The sequence below is a fragment of the Asticcacaulis sp. MM231 genome, assembly GCF_964186625.1.
Classification (GTDB): domain Bacteria; phylum Pseudomonadota; class Alphaproteobacteria; order Caulobacterales; family Caulobacteraceae; genus Asticcacaulis.
In genome coordinates this window covers 1239171-1255174 of the sequence record NZ_OZ075108.1, presented here as the reverse complement: position 1 = coordinate 1255174, position 16004 = coordinate 1239171, and the positions used below count along the sequence as shown (strand labels likewise).

The 16004-nt window shown below is 57.1% G+C and carries 9 protein-coding genes and 1 pseudogene; 2 read left to right on the top strand and 8 right to left on the bottom strand.

What is annotated here, in order from left to right; translation table 11 throughout:
* Window position 1 precedes the first annotated feature (1 nt).
* The 7 genes and pseudogenes from kdpA to ABQ278_RS06150 all read right to left on the bottom strand — a co-directional run bounded on the left by kdpA (window position 2) and on the right by ABQ278_RS06150 (window position 9956).
* Window positions 2–1732 (bottom strand): potassium-transporting ATPase subunit KdpA, encoded by a 1731-nt coding sequence (kdpA, locus tag ABQ278_RS06180; protein WP_349321697.1) that lies wholly within the window; start codon window positions 1730–1732, stop codon window positions 2–4.
* 12 nt (window positions 1733–1744) lie between these two features.
* Window positions 1745–1837 (bottom strand): K(+)-transporting ATPase subunit F, encoded by a 93-nt coding sequence (gene kdpF, locus ABQ278_RS06175; RefSeq protein WP_018081574.1) that lies wholly within the window; start codon window positions 1835–1837, stop codon window positions 1745–1747.
* 225 nt (window positions 1838–2062) lie between these two features.
* Entirely contained in the window at window positions 2063–2185 is a 123-nt protein-coding gene (locus ABQ278_RS06170) for a hypothetical protein (protein ID WP_349322114.1), read from the bottom strand.
* 61 nt (window positions 2186–2246) lie between these two features.
* Window positions 2247–3317, bottom strand: a pseudogene (locus tag ABQ278_RS06165) (gluconate:H+ symporter); the annotation flags it as partial.
* Window positions 3318–3678: 361 nt separating this feature from the next.
* A complete protein-coding gene (locus tag ABQ278_RS06160; protein WP_349321696.1) occupies window positions 3679–6663 on the bottom strand; it encodes a TonB-dependent receptor domain-containing protein in 2985 nt (994 codons plus the stop codon).
* A 417-nt stretch (window positions 6664–7080) separates the two neighbouring features.
* Window positions 7081–8694 carry a glycoside hydrolase family 43 protein gene (locus ABQ278_RS06155; protein ID WP_349321695.1) on the bottom strand — a complete coding sequence of 538 codons (1614 nt, stop codon included), beginning with the start codon at window positions 8692–8694 and terminating at the stop codon, window positions 7081–7083.
* Entirely contained in the window at window positions 8691–9956 is a 1266-nt protein-coding gene (locus ABQ278_RS06150) for an MFS transporter (protein WP_349321694.1), read from the bottom strand. Before ABQ278_RS06150 ends, ABQ278_RS06155 begins: the two co-directional genes overlap by 4 nt.
* A 498-nt stretch (window positions 9957–10454) precedes the next feature.
* Here ABQ278_RS06150 and ABQ278_RS06145 point away from each other — a divergent pair, with 498 nt between their 5' ends.
* Entirely contained in the window at window positions 10455–11240 is a 786-nt protein-coding gene (locus ABQ278_RS06145; protein ID WP_349321693.1) for a FadR/GntR family transcriptional regulator, read from the top strand.
* Window positions 11241–11470: 230 nt separating this feature from the next.
* On the opposite strand, the gene ABQ278_RS06140 is transcribed toward ABQ278_RS06145, so the two are convergent.
* The gene (locus tag ABQ278_RS06140) at window positions 11471–12421 is read right to left on the bottom strand and encodes a LacI family DNA-binding transcriptional regulator (protein ID WP_349321692.1); all 951 of its coding nucleotides are present in this window, start codon (window positions 12419–12421) and stop codon (window positions 11471–11473) included.
* Between the two features lie 484 nt (window positions 12422–12905).
* On the opposite strand from ABQ278_RS06140, the gene ABQ278_RS06135 reads away from it, so the two are divergent.
* Complete coding sequence (locus ABQ278_RS06135) at window positions 12906–15986, top strand: TonB-dependent receptor domain-containing protein (RefSeq protein ID WP_349321691.1); 3081 nt, start codon at window positions 12906–12908, stop codon at window positions 15984–15986.
* The last annotated feature ends 18 nt before the right edge of the window (window positions 15987–16004 follow it).

The following is a 16004-nucleotide window of genomic DNA, read 5'->3' as shown; positions in this document are numbered from 1 at the left end:
ATTAGCCCTTGATCATATTGAAGTGTTCGACGACCGGGCCAAGCGCGAGCGTAGGCGCATAGGTCAGGACACCGACAATAAGGATGATGCCGACCAGGACCGCGATAAACAGCGGGGTATGGGTCGGCAGCGTGCCGGCAGACACAGGCACGGTCTTCTTAGCCGCCAGCGAACCGGCGATGGCCAGAACGGGGATGATGATGAAGAAACGGCCAAACAACATGCAGAGACCGAGCGCCGCATTGTAGAAGGGCGTGTTGGCACTGAGGCCGGCAAAAGCCGAGCCATTGTTGTTGGTGGCCGAGGTGAAGGCGTAAAGCACTTCGGAGAAGCCTTGCGCGCCGGGATTATAGATGCCCGCCTGCCCGTCCTTGCCCATGACCGCGATGGCGGTGCCGATGAGGACGAAAACGCATGGGGCCAGCATGGCGACCGACGCCATCTTGATCTCGAACGCCTGGATCTTCTTGCCGAGATATTCCGGCGTGCGCCCCACCATCAGGCCGGCAATGAATACCGACAGGATGACGAAGATCAGCATACCGTAGAGGCCTGAACCGACGCCACCGTAGATGACTTCGCCGAACTTCATCAGCAGCAGCGGTACGAAACCGCCCATGGGGGTAAAGCTGTCGTGCATGGCATTGACCGAGCCATTCGAGGCCGCTGTGGTGGCGGAGGCCCAAAGGGCCGAGTTGGTGATGCCAAAGCGCGTTTCCTTGCCTTCCATATTACCGCCGGATTGAACAGCACTGGCAACCTGATCGACATGCAGGGCATTGAAGTGCGGATTGCCCGATTGTTCGGCCGAGACGCACAGCAGCACCAGAGGCACGAAGATGATAGTCATGGCGGCCAGAACGGCGAAGCCCTGACGTTTGTCCTTCACCATCACACCAAAGGTATGGCAGCACGCCGCCGGAATCAGCAGGATGGCCAGCATTTCGAGGAAGTTGGTGAGAGGGGTCGGGTTCTCGAACGGATGGGCGGAGTTGGTGTTGAAGAAACCGCCGCCATTGGTGCCGAGCATCTTGATGGCTTCCTGGCTGGCCACCGGCCCCATGGCGAGGGTCTGGTCGGCGCCTTGCAGGCCGTGCGCGGTGACATAGGTGCCGAAATTCTGGATTACGCCTTGTGAGCCCAGAATGACGGCGAGAACCAGCGCCAGAGGCAGGAGCACATAGAGATTGGCGCGGACCATATCGACCCAGAAGTTGCCGATACCTGCGGCCGATTTGCGGGAAAGTCCGCGGATCAGCGCGATCATGACCGCCAGGCCGACGGCCGGGGTGACGAAGTTCTGCACGGTCAGGCCGACCATCTGGCTGAAATAGCTCATGACGGCTTCGCCGACATAGGATTGCCAGTTGGTGTTGGTGACGAAGCTGACGGCCGTATTGAACGACAGGTCCGGCGTCAGACCGGGCAGTTTCTGCGGGTTAAGCGGCAGCAGGTTCTGGAAGATGAGGATCAGGTAGAGAACAACAAAACTAAGCGCCGAAAAGACAAGCGTGGCGATGGCATAGTCTTTCCAGCTCATATCCTTATCGCGATCAATGCCGCTTAAGGCGTAGAAACCGTTTTCCAGCCAGCCGAGCACCGGCGACATAAAGGTCTTTTCACCCTGGAAAACCTTGGCCATGTAGCCGCCCAGCGGCACAACGCACGCCAGCAGCACGACCATATAGAGGGCAAGCTGCAACCAGCTATTGCCCGTGATAAATTGGGACATTGTCGTCTCGATTTAAGGGAAAATTTCGGGTTTGATGAGGGCGACCAGCAGGTAGCCCAGCAGGGCCACGACGATGACCCCGGCGCCGATATAGAGCGCGGTCATTGGCCGCTCTCCCGCAGGCGTTCGCACAGGCCCACAAAAAGGGCGCAGACGACGAAAAACGCCACCCCGCCCGCGAGATAGATAAAAGTCATGACGAAAGCCTCCTGGAGGTCTGATGGACTGCAGGTGCTTTAGACGCGATCACATATAGGTAGTGTATAAAGCCGGATCGGCCGCGTATAGATTTTGTATAGGTGTCACGCGCCCTGTGCGGGCCTTGTTATGTCATCCGACAAACTGGTTCAGCACGAGAACGCAGATCAATCCGACAATGCCCACGAGCCCCTCCATCAAGGTCCAGGTTCTGAGGGTGTCCTTGACCGACAGGCCGAAATATTCCTTGAACATCCAGAAACCCGAAGTCATTGACGTGGCTGAACATCAGGCTCCCTGCGCCTACGGCCAGAACCATCAGGTTCGGGTTGACGCCGGACGACGCCACCAGAGGCGCCACAAGCCCGGCCGCCGTCAGCCCAGCGACGGTCGCCGACCCCAGCGACACGCGGATGGCGCCCGCAATCAGCCAGCCCAGAACAAGAGGCGGCAGAGGCAGGGTCTGCATAACGCTGCCGAGCACCGCGCTCACGCCGCTGTCGATGAGGATTTGCTTAAGCGCCCCGGCGCCGGCAATAATGAGCAGGATCGGCGCGATTTCACGTAGCGCGCTCCCCGATTTTTCCATCAGGTGTCGGAACCCTGTTCCCCGGCACATGCCCAGGCTGAGACTGGCGACCATCACCGCAATCAGCATGACGAGGATAGGATGGCTGACAAAGGCGACAAGGGGTTTGTAAGCCTCCGCCACCAGCCCTGAATAGCTGAGCGCGGTCGCGCCGGACAACAGCACCACCGGCAGGAGGGCTGTGCCGAACGCATTGAAAGCGCTTGGCAGATCCTGATCGCTTACAGGAGGGCTTACGAACAATTCAGGCGGATGGGCGGCAATTTTCCCAACCGTCATGGCAAAGGCCGGCCCGGCGATCAGCACCGTCGGGATGCCCACAGCCAGACCGTAAAGCAACGTCAATCCCAGGTCGCCCCCCAGCATGGGCACGATGGCGGTGGGGGATGGGTGCGGCGGCAGGAAGCCGTGGGCCACCGACAGGCCAGCCATAAGCGGAATCGCGAGCCACACCAGGGACTTACCCGACTGCCTGCCGAGCGAGAAAACCAAAGGTGCCAGCAACACGAAGCCAACATTATAAAACAGGGGGATGCCAACCACAAAACCCGTCAGGGCCAGGGCAAGGCTCATGCGCGATGCGCCAAAGGCCTTGATCAGCACGGAGGCTATTTTTTGCGCCGCGCCGGAATCAGCAATCATTTTACCGAAAATGGCGCCCAGGGCCAAAAGCACGGCCAGCGACCCAAGCATTTCGCCAATGCCTTTTTCAATCGACTTGGGGATAGTGTCCAGGGGCATCTGCAAGAGTAGCGCTGCGCCAATCGACGCGATCACAAACGCCAGGAGCGGCTGCATCTTGCCCCACCCTATCATGGCAACAAGACTCAGGACCGCGATCACTACGGCCGTCAGTTGCCAGACCGTTCCTGAAGTGTCTGTGGTGATGGAGATGATCATTCAGGCGCTCGCTATTGGAAGTCCAGGACGTTGCAGGCGGTTTGTTTGAGTCGGCGGTAAAATGTCTGACAAGGGGTATGGCTTGATCAACGGCCACATGCCCCGATCGAGGTAATAACTTTCATGACGTACAAAAATATCTTGCGCTCCAGACTTTACGTCTGGAGCGGCAGTCAGACATCAAACAGAAAGGGCATGCTATCCGCTTGCCACATAAGGTCAATCTCCGCCGCGCGTTTGCGGCGGAGATCCATCCAGGCTAGAACGTGAAGCGCAAGCCGGCATGATAGAAACGGCCGACCGTATCGTAAAGTGCCGGGTTTACATCGAGACCTGTATTCGTCTGAGGCGATGGAACAGGCGCAACATCAAACATGTTATCGATCTTGAAATAGGCCACGACGCCTTTGCCAATATTGTAGGAGCCGGCAAGATCCACATAGGTTGCCCCTTTCATCGTGTTATTATCGATGGTCGGGTTGTTAGACGTCGAAACCGGGCAAGCCGTAGAGCAGACCACGTATTGGTTGCCATATACACCATCACTAAACCAGCGTTCCTGAAGCGTAAGGCTATAGGTGTCGGTCGTATAGCTTTGAACGAACAGGGCTTTCCAGTCAGGTGTCGCCCCCGTATTCTGCCCGGCCGATTGCGTGGCGACGGTGCCTGGCAAGCCGGGAGTGGTTGTGAAATCACGGACGTTGGTGGCCAGTCCCCGCAATACCAGACTGCCTTGAAGGCCCAGGGGCTGAGGCACCTGATAGCTGATTTCGTAATCAACACCACTTGTTCTGATAGAGGCGGCGTTGATGCTGCCCACATTGACGTAAGGGTTGGGGCCCGTCAGATCGAACGTGTCACAGGCGGCCGGGACGGAGCCGTCAAAGCAGTATTGCACCAGTTGGGTCGCATTCGGTCCGGAAGAGATCGCGTCGGTTACCTTGATATCATAATAGTCGATCGAGGCATTGAAACGCGGCGCCCAGGAAGGATTTGCCAGAACAACGCCGAAGTTGAAGTTTTGCGCAATTTCCGGCTTGAGGCTCGGGTTCGAGCCCGAGTTCTGCGATACACTCAGGGTCGTGTTGTTGAAGGGGTTTGTGAAGTTCGGCAGGTTGGTTGAGGTTGTAGGACCGAACAGATCATTCAGGTTAGGTGCCCTGACGTCCTGGGACCTGACGGTGCGGAATCGCAGTCCGCTGAAAGGCGTATCCCACGTAAATCCGACCTTCCAGGCCTCAGCGTTCCCGGCGGTGCTATATTTTTCCGCGCGACCGGCGGCGTTCATGTTGAGTTGGCCCAGCGCATCCGAATTGAGCAGCGGCACATTAAATTCGAGGAAAGCTTCAACGACATTGTAGCTGCCTGTGCCGTTGCGGTAATTGCCGGCATAGAAATTGCCGCCACTCGTGCTCAGCAAAGGATCAGCCGGATATTCGTCGTTGTAGGGACTGGTGGTGCCGTTACCGTAAGGGTCGGCCACGGCACGATACCATTCGCGACGCCCTTCTGCACCAAACGCCACCGAGACGGGGCCTGCCCACAGCGAGAACGGTTCACCCGACACGCTCACAGCGGCGACGTCCTGGGTTTGGACGGTGTGCTGAAAGGCGCCGACAGCCGGCTGGAGGTAAGCAATCGCCGATGCGCTTGGCGTCTGATTGCCAATCACATTGATCGGCTGGCAGCCATTGGCGCGCGCGACAGGATCGGCGCAAACAATGGCGCCATCAAGAGTGATAGCATTGATAGCCGCCGTAAAGCGGGCTTTCAGCAAGAGATTGTGGACATTGATATCCGACGTTTCCTTACCGTGGGTGTAATAGGCATCATAGTTCCATGTCGTTCCCAAGGCATCGAACTTGCCATCCGCCCCTATGACGAAGCGCTCCTGTTGACGCTGGGTATTGACCCGGATGCTCGGCAGGAACGGCGTCACCGTTCCCAGCTTGAAACTGGTGATGCTGTTCGAAGCACACTGGGCCGAGATGGAGGCCGGCACATACGGATTTGAACACTGTATGGTCAGGCCAGGCTCCGTAAAGCCTGGGTTGGGCTGGTTGTGCGTATCCACCTTGGCCATGTTGATGGTGAAATAGATCTCATTGTCCGCATCGAGATCAAAGGAGGTGCGGTTGTAGAAATTCGTACGAATGATGCCCGATTGAAGCGTAGCCCCCACCCCGACATTGGCAGAGGTATCCCCGCCGACGCAGAAGCCGACGTAGCACCCCGTGACGCCGCCCGCGGCATTTTTTTGTGGCACGCCGTTTGAGCCGTAGACGAAGTTGTAGGGATTGCCGTTCTGATCAAAGGCAATGCCCTGCAGGGGGCCCGACGTGATGAGGCCGTATTTGGAATAGGTGATCGATTGCGCATGATCCACCGATACAAATTGCGGCGACCCATTGTTGGTAATGCCCGTATTGACCAGGGTCGAGCTGCGATACCAGTCGCGGCCGTTGGCCGCCTTCTCGCCAAAGTCGCCGGCCGGAACACCATCTTCACGATGATATTCCAGGGCAAATTCGGTGTGCAGCCGCTTGTTCAGGAACGACTTGCCAAAAGCGACCTGGAACAGACCCTGCTTGTCATCGCCATAGGTCGTCTCGCCAATCTCGATATTACCCTTGAAGCCCTCGAAATGCTTTTCCGTGATGAAGTTGACTACTCCGCCGACGGCATCCGAGCCCCAGGACGCGGAGGCGCCACCATTGACAACATCAACGCGCTTGACCAGTAATTGCGGGAACAGGCTCACGTCTGGCGCACCCGTACCGATATTGGCCGCCACAACGCGTTGCCCATCGAGCAGGGTCAGCGTGCGGCTGACGCCGAGGCCACGCAGAGCAAAAGAGCTGAGCCCTTGCTGACCGCTCGACGTGCTGAACGTATTGGTGGCCACGCCGCTCGATCCCTGCAGCGACGGTAATTGCACGATCGTGGTGAAAATATTGGGCTGCGCCTGATTGGCGATATCGGTCGCACTGATGGATGTCGTTGGCGTGGGTGCCTTAAAACCACGCGATACGATGCGGGAGGCGGTTACGACAACGACCGTGCCGTCATCGGCTTTCGCGTCCGGCGCGGCAGCCGGGTCTGCCGCCTGAGCGTAGGCACAGCCGGTCGCCAGGGCAAGCGCCACAACCGAAGCCGAGGCAAATTGCAGCGAACGTTTCAGCAAATACTTGGACACCCCCGGCATTTCACGAACGGGATTCCTGGTTACATGTGTCTTTGTCATAGCGGTTTCCTTCCCTTTGCCTTTTTGGCCCTTTGCCTTTTGGCAATTTTCATTATCGGCGCGATGGCGGCTAACCGGTTCTTACGTCCAGCACACCACCAGTTTTACCGGGCATTATGTCTGACCATAACGAGGGTATTTTTGGAGTGCAACAGGCAATAGGACAGACATATCAAAATTGCCGTTACGTGGCGCATTTGCAACAAGGCCACCAAACAGCTCGTAAAGGTCGCCGCAAACAGATCAGACGACCCTAGAGTGAAGAAATTTACAATTTAATTCAATTAGTTGTTAGGATTCAAAACATACACTGAAGTGGACAAGCGCAAAGCTCACAAGCGCAGCCCGGCCCGACATCAAGCCACCACAATCCTCAATATAGGTAAGACATATTTTGCATTAAATCGATCAAGCAGCTTAAAGGTCTTGTGCCTGATAGCTAAACCCGTCGAAATCGGCCGGCAAACCTTCGCCGGACACGTCCTGACACGCCATCCCGACAAATGTACCGGTAAAATTCGGCAGATCTTGCGGTCCCGCTTCATCCGACAACTGGGACATGTCCAGCACCTGACCGAACCACGTCCAGGCGTCGTTATCCTCCTGGCGAAACCCGAAGCGCAGCCGTTCATTTTCAACCCTGGCCACAACCTCGACCGGGCCAGGCGCCAGGGGATAAAGGACAGGATCGGCGCGCATGCCTTCCGCCTCTGGCACACAGGACATAAGCCGCACATGTCGCCCGACACCCTCATCGTAGGTGACACAACAATAATGGTATTTGGCGGCATTATAATAAACGACCAGCCCGGCCGATTGCTGAAAATTCCGCGGCTCATACTCCAGCACCGTCGTCGCATCGAAACAAAAGTCCTGCACGCGGCGAGCCACAAGGGCCTGCTCGAAATGACTGCCCAGACTTTCACGCCCGTAAAGGCGCAAGAAGCCCGGCCGCTCCGTCAGAGTGAACAGCCGGTCCGGATAAGGCGACCGCAACCATTGAAATTCTGCCGGAAGATCGACAGCGTCAAAATCCTGCCGGACGCTGTCGGATTCGGCGGATACCGATACAGTTTCCGGACTTTGCGAGACCAACTCGGGCGTGCCCTTGCCATCACTGGTCTCCAGCCAGCCATCGTCGCGCCAGCGCATCGGCTGCAGGGCGGTTTCGCGCCCCATGACACAGTGACGCCGGCCAGGCAGCGGGCGTCCGCACAGATAGGCGATGAGCCAACTGCCATCCCTTGCCTGAACCAGATCACCATGCCCTGCCCTTTGCAACCCGCTCTGCGTCCGGCCGCGGCTTGTCAGGATCGGGCCGTGCGGACAGGTTTCGTAGGGGCCATAGATCTGACGTGACCTGGCCATAGTCACGGCGTGCCCCCAACCCGTCCCGCCCTCCGCGACGATCAGGTAGTACCAGCCGTCGCGCCGGAGTAAATGCGGCCCCTCGGTGAACCCCAGCGCCGTCCCTGCATAGATTATACGGCGCTCGCCCGTCAGCTTTTTTTCAGCCAAATTATAGGGCTGCAGCACGATACCGCCAAAATGTTGCCGGTCGGGACGATGGTCCCACAGCATGTTCAGCAGATAGGACTGGCCATCATCATCATGGAACAGGGACGGGTCAAATCCGCTGCTGTTGAGCAAAACAGGGTCCGACCATGGCCCCTCCACCGAACTGGCCGTGATCAGGAAGTTATGGAAGTCGCGCAACGCCAGCCCGTTGGCGCCGCTAACCGTGGTGCGCCCGTATCTCAGCACAACCGAATAGACGAGGTGGAAAAGACCGTTCGTATAGGTCAGGCACGGCGCCCAGATACCGCAACCGTCCGGCACGCCGCGTAAATCCAACTGGGAGGGACGCTGCAAAGGCCGGTTGACCAGACGCCAGTTCGCCAGGTCACGCGAATGGTGAATCTGAATGCCGGGAAACCATTCAAATGTGGAGGTGGCTATAAAATAGTCCTCCCCGACCCGCACAATGGAAGGGTCAGGATTGAAGCCCTTGAGAACAGGATTACGGATCATGCACCGGCCTCCGCGCTGGCCGGCCCTGGCTTGACCAAAATCCAGAGCACGGCGGCGCCCACAAGATCCAGTCCGCCAATCAGGATGAAAAACGGCGCATAACCGATCTTTGCAACGAGCAAGCCAATGGCCAGAGATATCAGCAGCGCGCCAAGATTGGCGGCGGTGCCGACCATGCCGGCGACCGTTGCGACCTCGCCGCGGGGAAACAGGTCCGAGGCCAGGGTAATCACGTTGACGGACAGGGTCTGGTGGGCAAAAGCGCCAACGCACAGCAGGGCAATCGCCATATAGGGGCTCGCCACATAGCCGACAAAGGGCACGCACGTCATCATGCACGCGCCAATCGTGAAGGCCCACCGCCGCGCGTTAATCAGGCTAACGCCCATGTTTTGAATCCATAAGGCCAGCGCCGGACCGAACAGGCAGCCCAGGTCCGCTGCGGCGAACGGCAGCCAGGCAAAAAGAGCAATATGCTTCAGATCAAAGCCGCGCACCGAACTCAGATAGAGCGGCACCCAGAAAACCAGTGTGCCCCACGTCGGATCGGCGAGAAAACGTGCAATCGCCATCCCCCAGAAATTTCGCTGCCTCATAATGCGCAGGGGCGACGGTCTTTGTGCGCGGGGCTCCAACTGGCTTTCCTGTCCGGCCTTTATGTAATCGTGTTCCGCCGCGGACAGCCGCTTATGCCGATCCGGCGATTGATAGCAGACATACCACAGTGCTGCCCAGACAAGCGCCAGTCCGCCGGAGATGATAAAAGCGGCCTGCCAATTGTATTGAAGAATGGCCCAGGCCACCAGCGGTGGCGCCAGCATGGAGCCAACCGACGCGCCAATATTGTATATCCCGCTCGCAAATCCGCGCTCCCTGGCCGGAAACCATTCCGCCACAACCTTCAGCCCGCCCGGCTGCGCGATTCCTTCGGCAAACCCCTGCAGACCGCGCAGAAGGGCCAAACCCTGCCAGTTGCCCGCCAGGGCATGCGCCATCGTGATAAGCCCCCACGCCACGGCGAACAGGGCCAGGCCCAGCTTTAGCTTCACGATATCCAGTATGTAACCCGCGATCGGCTGCAGCATGATGCCAAATTGAAAAACGCTGGTGATCACCCCGTAGTTTTTTTCTGTCATGTGTAACGCAACCATCATGGTTGGCGCGGCAACGCTGAGCGTACTTCGGGTCAGGTAGTTGATGATGGTCCCCAGCATGACCAGGCCTATGATTCCCCACCGGGTCATCCCTACGTATTTCGCCATTCCGCCTCCCCTAGGCCTTTGCGATGCCGGCAAGACACGGTCCGCATCCGGCTCAAAGCACGCCAGACAGAACCTCACCTCGATGTCGGAATTTTCGCCGCTTCCACTACTCTGTTTTCACTACGGCTAACACATTATGTCAGGCCTTATCAAGAGAGGCACATCAAGTTTTAAAAGCCTGAAGCTACACCACTGACAGCGTACACATCGCCCAGCCCCACAAGGACAGTGCCACAAGAGATGCACTTCTGATCGAAACGCTATATATTTATCAATAATTTATCGGCAAAATGAAGCGCCAATACCAAGCACCACATCAGGAGCAAGCGCAGACAATACCTAAAGCCGGACTTGAAACGACGCCACCTCCAGACTGGAAAAGCCTCATAAATGGTCTTACATAAAAAATGGCACACCCTAACGCTGCCCTCGCGCGGTCTTTTCATATCCATCAATCGAATATAGCGTAAGAGTTAAACGATGAAGAGAGAGCCACATATGTACAAGCCAGGCCGCGAACGGCTGGCAGCCGTCAACAAGGGGGACGGGCTGGAGTCAGGCAAACCGGGTGAATTGCACACGCAGTTAGCGCAAAAGCTGGGCATAGATATTCTCGGGCGGAAGTGGCTGCCGGGCGATATCCTGCCAAGCGAAGTCGACATCGCCAATACCTACGCGATTTCACGGCCAGCCGTGAGAGAGGCCATCAGAACGCTTGCGGCCAAGGGTATGGTTGAGCCGCGCCGCCGGCGTGGCACGTGCGTGACCGAGCGCGCGAAATGGAACATGCTGGACCCGGACGTGCTCAGTTGGATGTTTGCGTCGAAGCCCGACGAAACGCTTGTTAAAAACCTCTTTGAGATGCGCCTGATTCTGGAGCCGGCCGCCGCCCGGCTGGCGGCACAAAGACGAACCGAAGCGCACTTGGAAGCGATGTCGAACGCTTTGACGATCATGGGCCGGGAGACGCTTTTGACAGAGGTGGGCCTCCAGGCCGATATCGACTTCCACGCAGCGCTGATGGCAGCAGCAGGAAATGAACAGCTTGGCGCTTTAAACGCATCCATCGGCGCGACAGTCGCTCTGTCAAACCGCTACAAGATCGCACATGATATTTTGGGCCGCGATCCGGTGCCGGCACACAAGGCCGTATATGAAGCTATTCTGAACCGTGACGCAGAAGAGGCGCATTGGTGCATGCAATACCTCGTAAGACTGGCGGTTAAGGATCTGCTGCATATGGATGCGATCGAGGACTTGCGGGCAGAAACGATCATGCCATAACGCCCCAGCCTTGCCGCGGCATATTTAAAGATGTGCCGCCGCAGAAGCGGCATATAAGCGCCGCCAAAGTGTTCCTTTAAGGAATTCTCAACAAGCGGAGACTTGGCAAGAAAAAGTGTTGCTGAAGCCGAAATCTGCCGCCCCGGCTTATTGCCTTTGATCTGGCCACAACTCAGCCTCCGCAGGAGCCCCTTACAATCAGTTCGGTCTGCAGCCTTTCGGATGGAGAATTATGACCGGAAATCTGGCGCATGACCTTTGTCACGAGCAGATGACCAGCCTTGAGGACATCCTGACGAATGGTTGTAAGCGCCGGAACTCGAGAAACTTGCGACATCTATATCATCATAACCGACGACGGACACATCGTCGGGCACTTTTATACCGTGCGTGGCTAAGGCACGCATGGCACCAATGGCCAGCATATCCGACGCGGATACGATGCCGTCAAATTTCACGCCGCGATCTATCAGATCATTCACGGCTTCAAATCCCGAATCATAGACCAGCTTCGAGTGCTGTATCAGAGACGTGTCGAGTTCAACGCCATGGTTTGAAAGCGCGGCCTTGTAGCCCGCCAGGCGCTGTTCAATTTCAACCACATCGCAGGCGCCAAGAAAGGCGATGCGACGCCGCCCCAATCTCAACAAGTGGTTCGTAGCCCTCTGTCCGCCGAAGACATTATCCGTGCCAACCGAACAATAGGCCTGATCCTCAAGTTGCGCCCCCCAGACCGCGAGGGCCCGTCCCTGCCGGCTAAATTTGTTCAAGGCCTCATGATACTGGCTCTGTCCCAAAAAAATGAAACCTCCAGTCGGATGCGCCGCCATCAACTCAGCCAGGCCCTCAGCACTTCTGGGCACACGATGAGAGATCGAAAAATCGAAATGACGCTCTCGCATGGCGCTGCCAATACCGCCGAGCAGGCGCAACTGGAAAGGTTCCGCCATCTGGGTGCTGATAGCCGGAACCGCCATAACCACCGTAATCTGGGCCTGATCAGCGCCCTGCCGCCGTTTGATGTCGTAATTGCTTTCCTTTGCCAGCTTCAGAACGAGTTCACGCGTCTCCTCGCTAATCGCGGGATGGCGGGCCAGCGCTCTGGATACGGTGGATACGGATACGCCAGCCTGATGAGCTATCTGCTGTAATGTCACGGGGCGCGTGGCTTCTTTTTGCATACGTTTATGTACCTTACGCGGGCATTATCCGCAAATTACATTCAATTTATGCAAACTTTGCACTAAGGTCAAGCCCTTAGGGATTCAGCAGTGAGAGGGCGCTGAAAGACTGAAATTTAAGCAAGCCATTAATTAATAATAGCTTTAAAAACTTTATTCGGCATTTCTGGCGGGCAAATCCGGTAAAATGTCAAGCGGACGGATGTCTCAAAATTGCAACATGACGCAAATTTGCAGTGCAATGCGCGCAAGATGGCATTGCCTTCGTCATTAATAGTGATATTTTGCGGCACACTGCGACGCCTCGAACATAAAAGATCCCGACAGGGGAACCTGTGGGGACCGACCGAGTCGGAGCGGCCCGACAGAGCCAATAAAGTCGCAGTACGTCGGGCCCCTTATGAGCGCACGACGTTCAAAAAAATGACTTACCCGGAGGAAGTGGAACCAGATGAAACAAACAAGCAAAAAAACGATATCCAGCATGGCCAGACTAGGCAGTTCATTGGCAGTGCTTGCCATTGCGGCTGCACTAAGCGCGCCAACAATGGGCTGGGCGCAAACGGCTGGGTCCACCTTGCGCGGCACGGCGCCGGCGGGCGTGACCGTCGTGGCCACTGACGTGAATTCCGGCGCGGTGCGCCAGGCCAAGGCCAGCGCCGATGGCACCTATGTCATTGCAGGCCTCCCCTCGGGCAGCTACCATGTAACGGCGGGTGACGCTGAATCGGCTGACGTTTCGGTCGCCGTCGCCTCGGTGGCCGTTTATGACTTCGGGAATGGTAAGGGGGACGAGGCCGGCACGACGACGGTCACAATCACTGGCCGCCGTCCGAGCGTTGAAATGCGTTCGTCCCAGGTCAACCAACTCGTCAGTCTGCACGATATCCAGGCCTTGCCGCAGACCACGCGCAACTTCATGGAATTCGCCGACACAGTTCCGGGCGTGCAATTTTCCGTAAACGACCACAAGACCTCGCTGCGAGGCGGCGCCCAGTTGAGCTCCGCGGTCAACGTCTATATCGATGGCGTCTCCCAGAAGGACTTCGTCCAGGGCGGTTCCGGTTTTGCAGGCAGCGCCGGCGTGACAGGGTCGGGCGATCCGGGCAATCCGTTCCCGCAACTCGCCATTGGCGAATACAAGGTCGTCACCTCCAACTACAGCGCCGAATATGGCGATGCCGCCAGTGCGATTATCATTGCCCAGACCAAGTCGGGCGGCAACAAGTTCCACGGCGAGATTTTCGGCACCTACACCAACGAGAATTTACGCGCCAAGATGCCCTCTGAAAAGGCATCGGCCAGCAAAAAGGGGCGCGCGCCAAGTCAGGAGTACGGCCTTGCTTTCAGCGGCCCCATCATCAAGGACCGCATGCACTTTTTTGTCACCTGGGAACATAAGGACCTGTCGAACCAGGGAGACGTATATCCAGGCCCGGGAGTTTCATTGTCAGCGGCTCAGGCCTTGCTGCCCGCTGATGTATCGAGCCAGTACGGCCCTGTGACCAATCCCTTCACCGAAGATCTCTATTTCGGCAAACTCGACTTTGAACCCACGCCGAATGACCGGATTGAAGCCAGCTTCAACTATCGTCTGGAAGATATGTATACCGGTGGGAGCGGTCAAAACGCGAAATCGACCCAGGCGCCCTATACCAATGATGTCAAGCGTTCGGATATCCGCTGGCAGCACAGCACGGATCTGTGGGTCAACGAACTGCGCCTTTCCTATCAGGACACCAATGCCTCTACCTCGACGACAACCGGGTCACCGCAATTCGCTTACACCTACTATCCTAACCCATCGAACTTGAGCAATCCCGCCGCTGGCGCCGTTGGGCTGATCAATGTCGGCGGTCCGGGGTCAGGGGTCGGCAAGGTGAGCTCTCAGAAGGGCTTTACCATTGCCGACAATCTTACCTTCGCCAACTTCGAAGCCTACGGCAATCATACGATTAAGATGGGCGTCAGCTACGGCACCATCGATCTGTTCACGCAGGACGGCAGCTCCGATAAGTCCAATGCGACCTATTACTATGCCGTAACGGCGGATGGCGTGGCCGCAACGCCCTATCTCGTTCAGTATCCGAACATTGTGCCCGGCTATACCGATACCAGCGTCAGCACGACCGACAAGCAATTCAGCGCCTATATTCAGGACGACTGGCAGGTCAATGATCGCCTGGAACTCAATATCGGCCTGCGCTGGGATCACGAAGAAGTGCCGGCCTATCTGAACTATGTCACGCCGGAAGATGTTGTCGACGGTATTAACAGCCTGTTCCCAGGGACGTCTTTGACCTACAAGCAGGTTCTGGCTCTGCAGATCTCGGACGAGCCCGGCTCTCCCGGCATCAATCTCGACAACTATATCAGCACAGGCTCGAACCGTAAGGCGCCGAATAATTTTTCAACGCGTCTGGGCTTCTCCTATGATCTGACCGGTGATGGTCGTCGCATCCTCTTCGGTGGGTATGCCCGCTCCTATAACCGCAACGTGTTCAGTACCCTAGCCCTGGAAACCACCAAGGTGGCCCTGAACAACAACCCGCAGATTTACTTCCCCTCTGCGATCAATCAGGATGCGTTCGGTCCCTGCTTCACGGCCGCCGATGTCAATCCCGCCAACCACTGCTATGCCTGGGACCCGGCTTATCTGACACCGGAAGGTCTGGCCACCCTGCAAACGGATGCGTCTTCACATGAAGTGGATTTGCTGAACAACAACATCAAGACGCCGTATTCGGATCAGTTCAGCTTAGGGATTCGCAACACCCTGGGCGAATGGAATACGCAAGCCACCCTGTCCTATATCAAGAGCTACGATACGATTATAGGTCGCCTGGGCAACCGCTATTCGGATGGTTCCTACTTCCAGAATGGCAGCCAGTGGGGCGCCCAGGGCGTGCCAGGTGTTGGCGGGCTGATTCTGTGGGATAACGGCGGTGAAGACGAAAATCTGCAACTCGGTCTGGCAGCGCAAAAACCTTATACCAAGGAATCCGGCTGGAGCATGACCGTCTCCTATACCTATTCGGATGCCAAACAGAACAATGTCGCTGGTATCAACCCGTATTCGGTCGGCTACAACCAGTATCTGTTCGACTATCCGAATGTCAGCGATTACCCGCTGCTGGATTCCACGGCGGTGTCAAAGCATCGTCTGGTCATGACCTATACGCGCGATCTGCCGTGGGATATGTCGATGGCGGCCAAACTTTCACTGTCCACCCCGACATCGGCCATGCAGATTTATGGCTGCCAGACAGCCGGCGTATCCGTCTGTAACAGCTATGGCGGCAGCGTCCAGACCATCGTCAGCGAACGGCCCAAGGATACATTGGGGTACAAGGACATTGACCTGCAAATCTCGAAGAACTTCAAGCTGCCCAGCGGCGTTGACGGGTATGTGCGGGTTGACGTCCTGAACGTCTTCAACTGGGTCAACTACGATCCGAACTCGGTCTACTTCCCGAGCTATGGCGCCGCGCCTGTTTACACCAAGGACGGCCCGATCACAGGCTCGCCCTTCACGGTCAAGCTCTCGACCGGCGCGAAGTTCTAGGACCGCAGTTGGTTCGGG

Bases quoted from the DNA above. Each gene is read 5' to 3' on its own strand.
- kdpA (WP_349321697.1), bottom strand. From the start codon at position 1,732: ATGTCCCAATTTATCACGGGCAATAGCTGGTTGCAGCTTGCCCTCTAT.
- kdpF (WP_018081574.1), bottom strand. From the start codon at position 1,837: ATGACCGCGCTCTATATCGGCGCCGGGGTCATCGTCGTGGCCCTGCTG.
- ABQ278_RS06170 (WP_349322114.1), bottom strand. From the start codon at position 2,185: ATGTTCAAGGAATATTTCGGCCTGTCGGTCAAGGACACCCTCAGAACC.
- ABQ278_RS06160 (WP_349321696.1), bottom strand. From the start codon at position 6,663: ATGACAAAGACACATGTAACCAGGAATCCCGTTCGTGAAATGCCGGGG.
- ABQ278_RS06155 (WP_349321695.1), bottom strand. From the start codon at position 8,694: ATGATCCGTAATCCTGTTCTCAAGGGCTTCAATCCTGACCCTTCCATT.
- ABQ278_RS06150 (WP_349321694.1), bottom strand. From the start codon at position 9,956: ATGGCGAAATACGTAGGGATGACCCGGTGGGGAATCATAGGCCTGGTC.
- ABQ278_RS06145 (WP_349321693.1), top strand. From the start codon at position 10,455: ATGTACAAGCCAGGCCGCGAACGGCTGGCAGCCGTCAACAAGGGGGAC.
- ABQ278_RS06140 (WP_349321692.1), bottom strand. From the start codon at position 12,421: ATGCAAAAAGAAGCCACGCGCCCCGTGACATTACAGCAGATAGCTCAT.
- ABQ278_RS06135 (WP_349321691.1), top strand. From the start codon at position 12,906: ATGGCCAGACTAGGCAGTTCATTGGCAGTGCTTGCCATTGCGGCTGCA.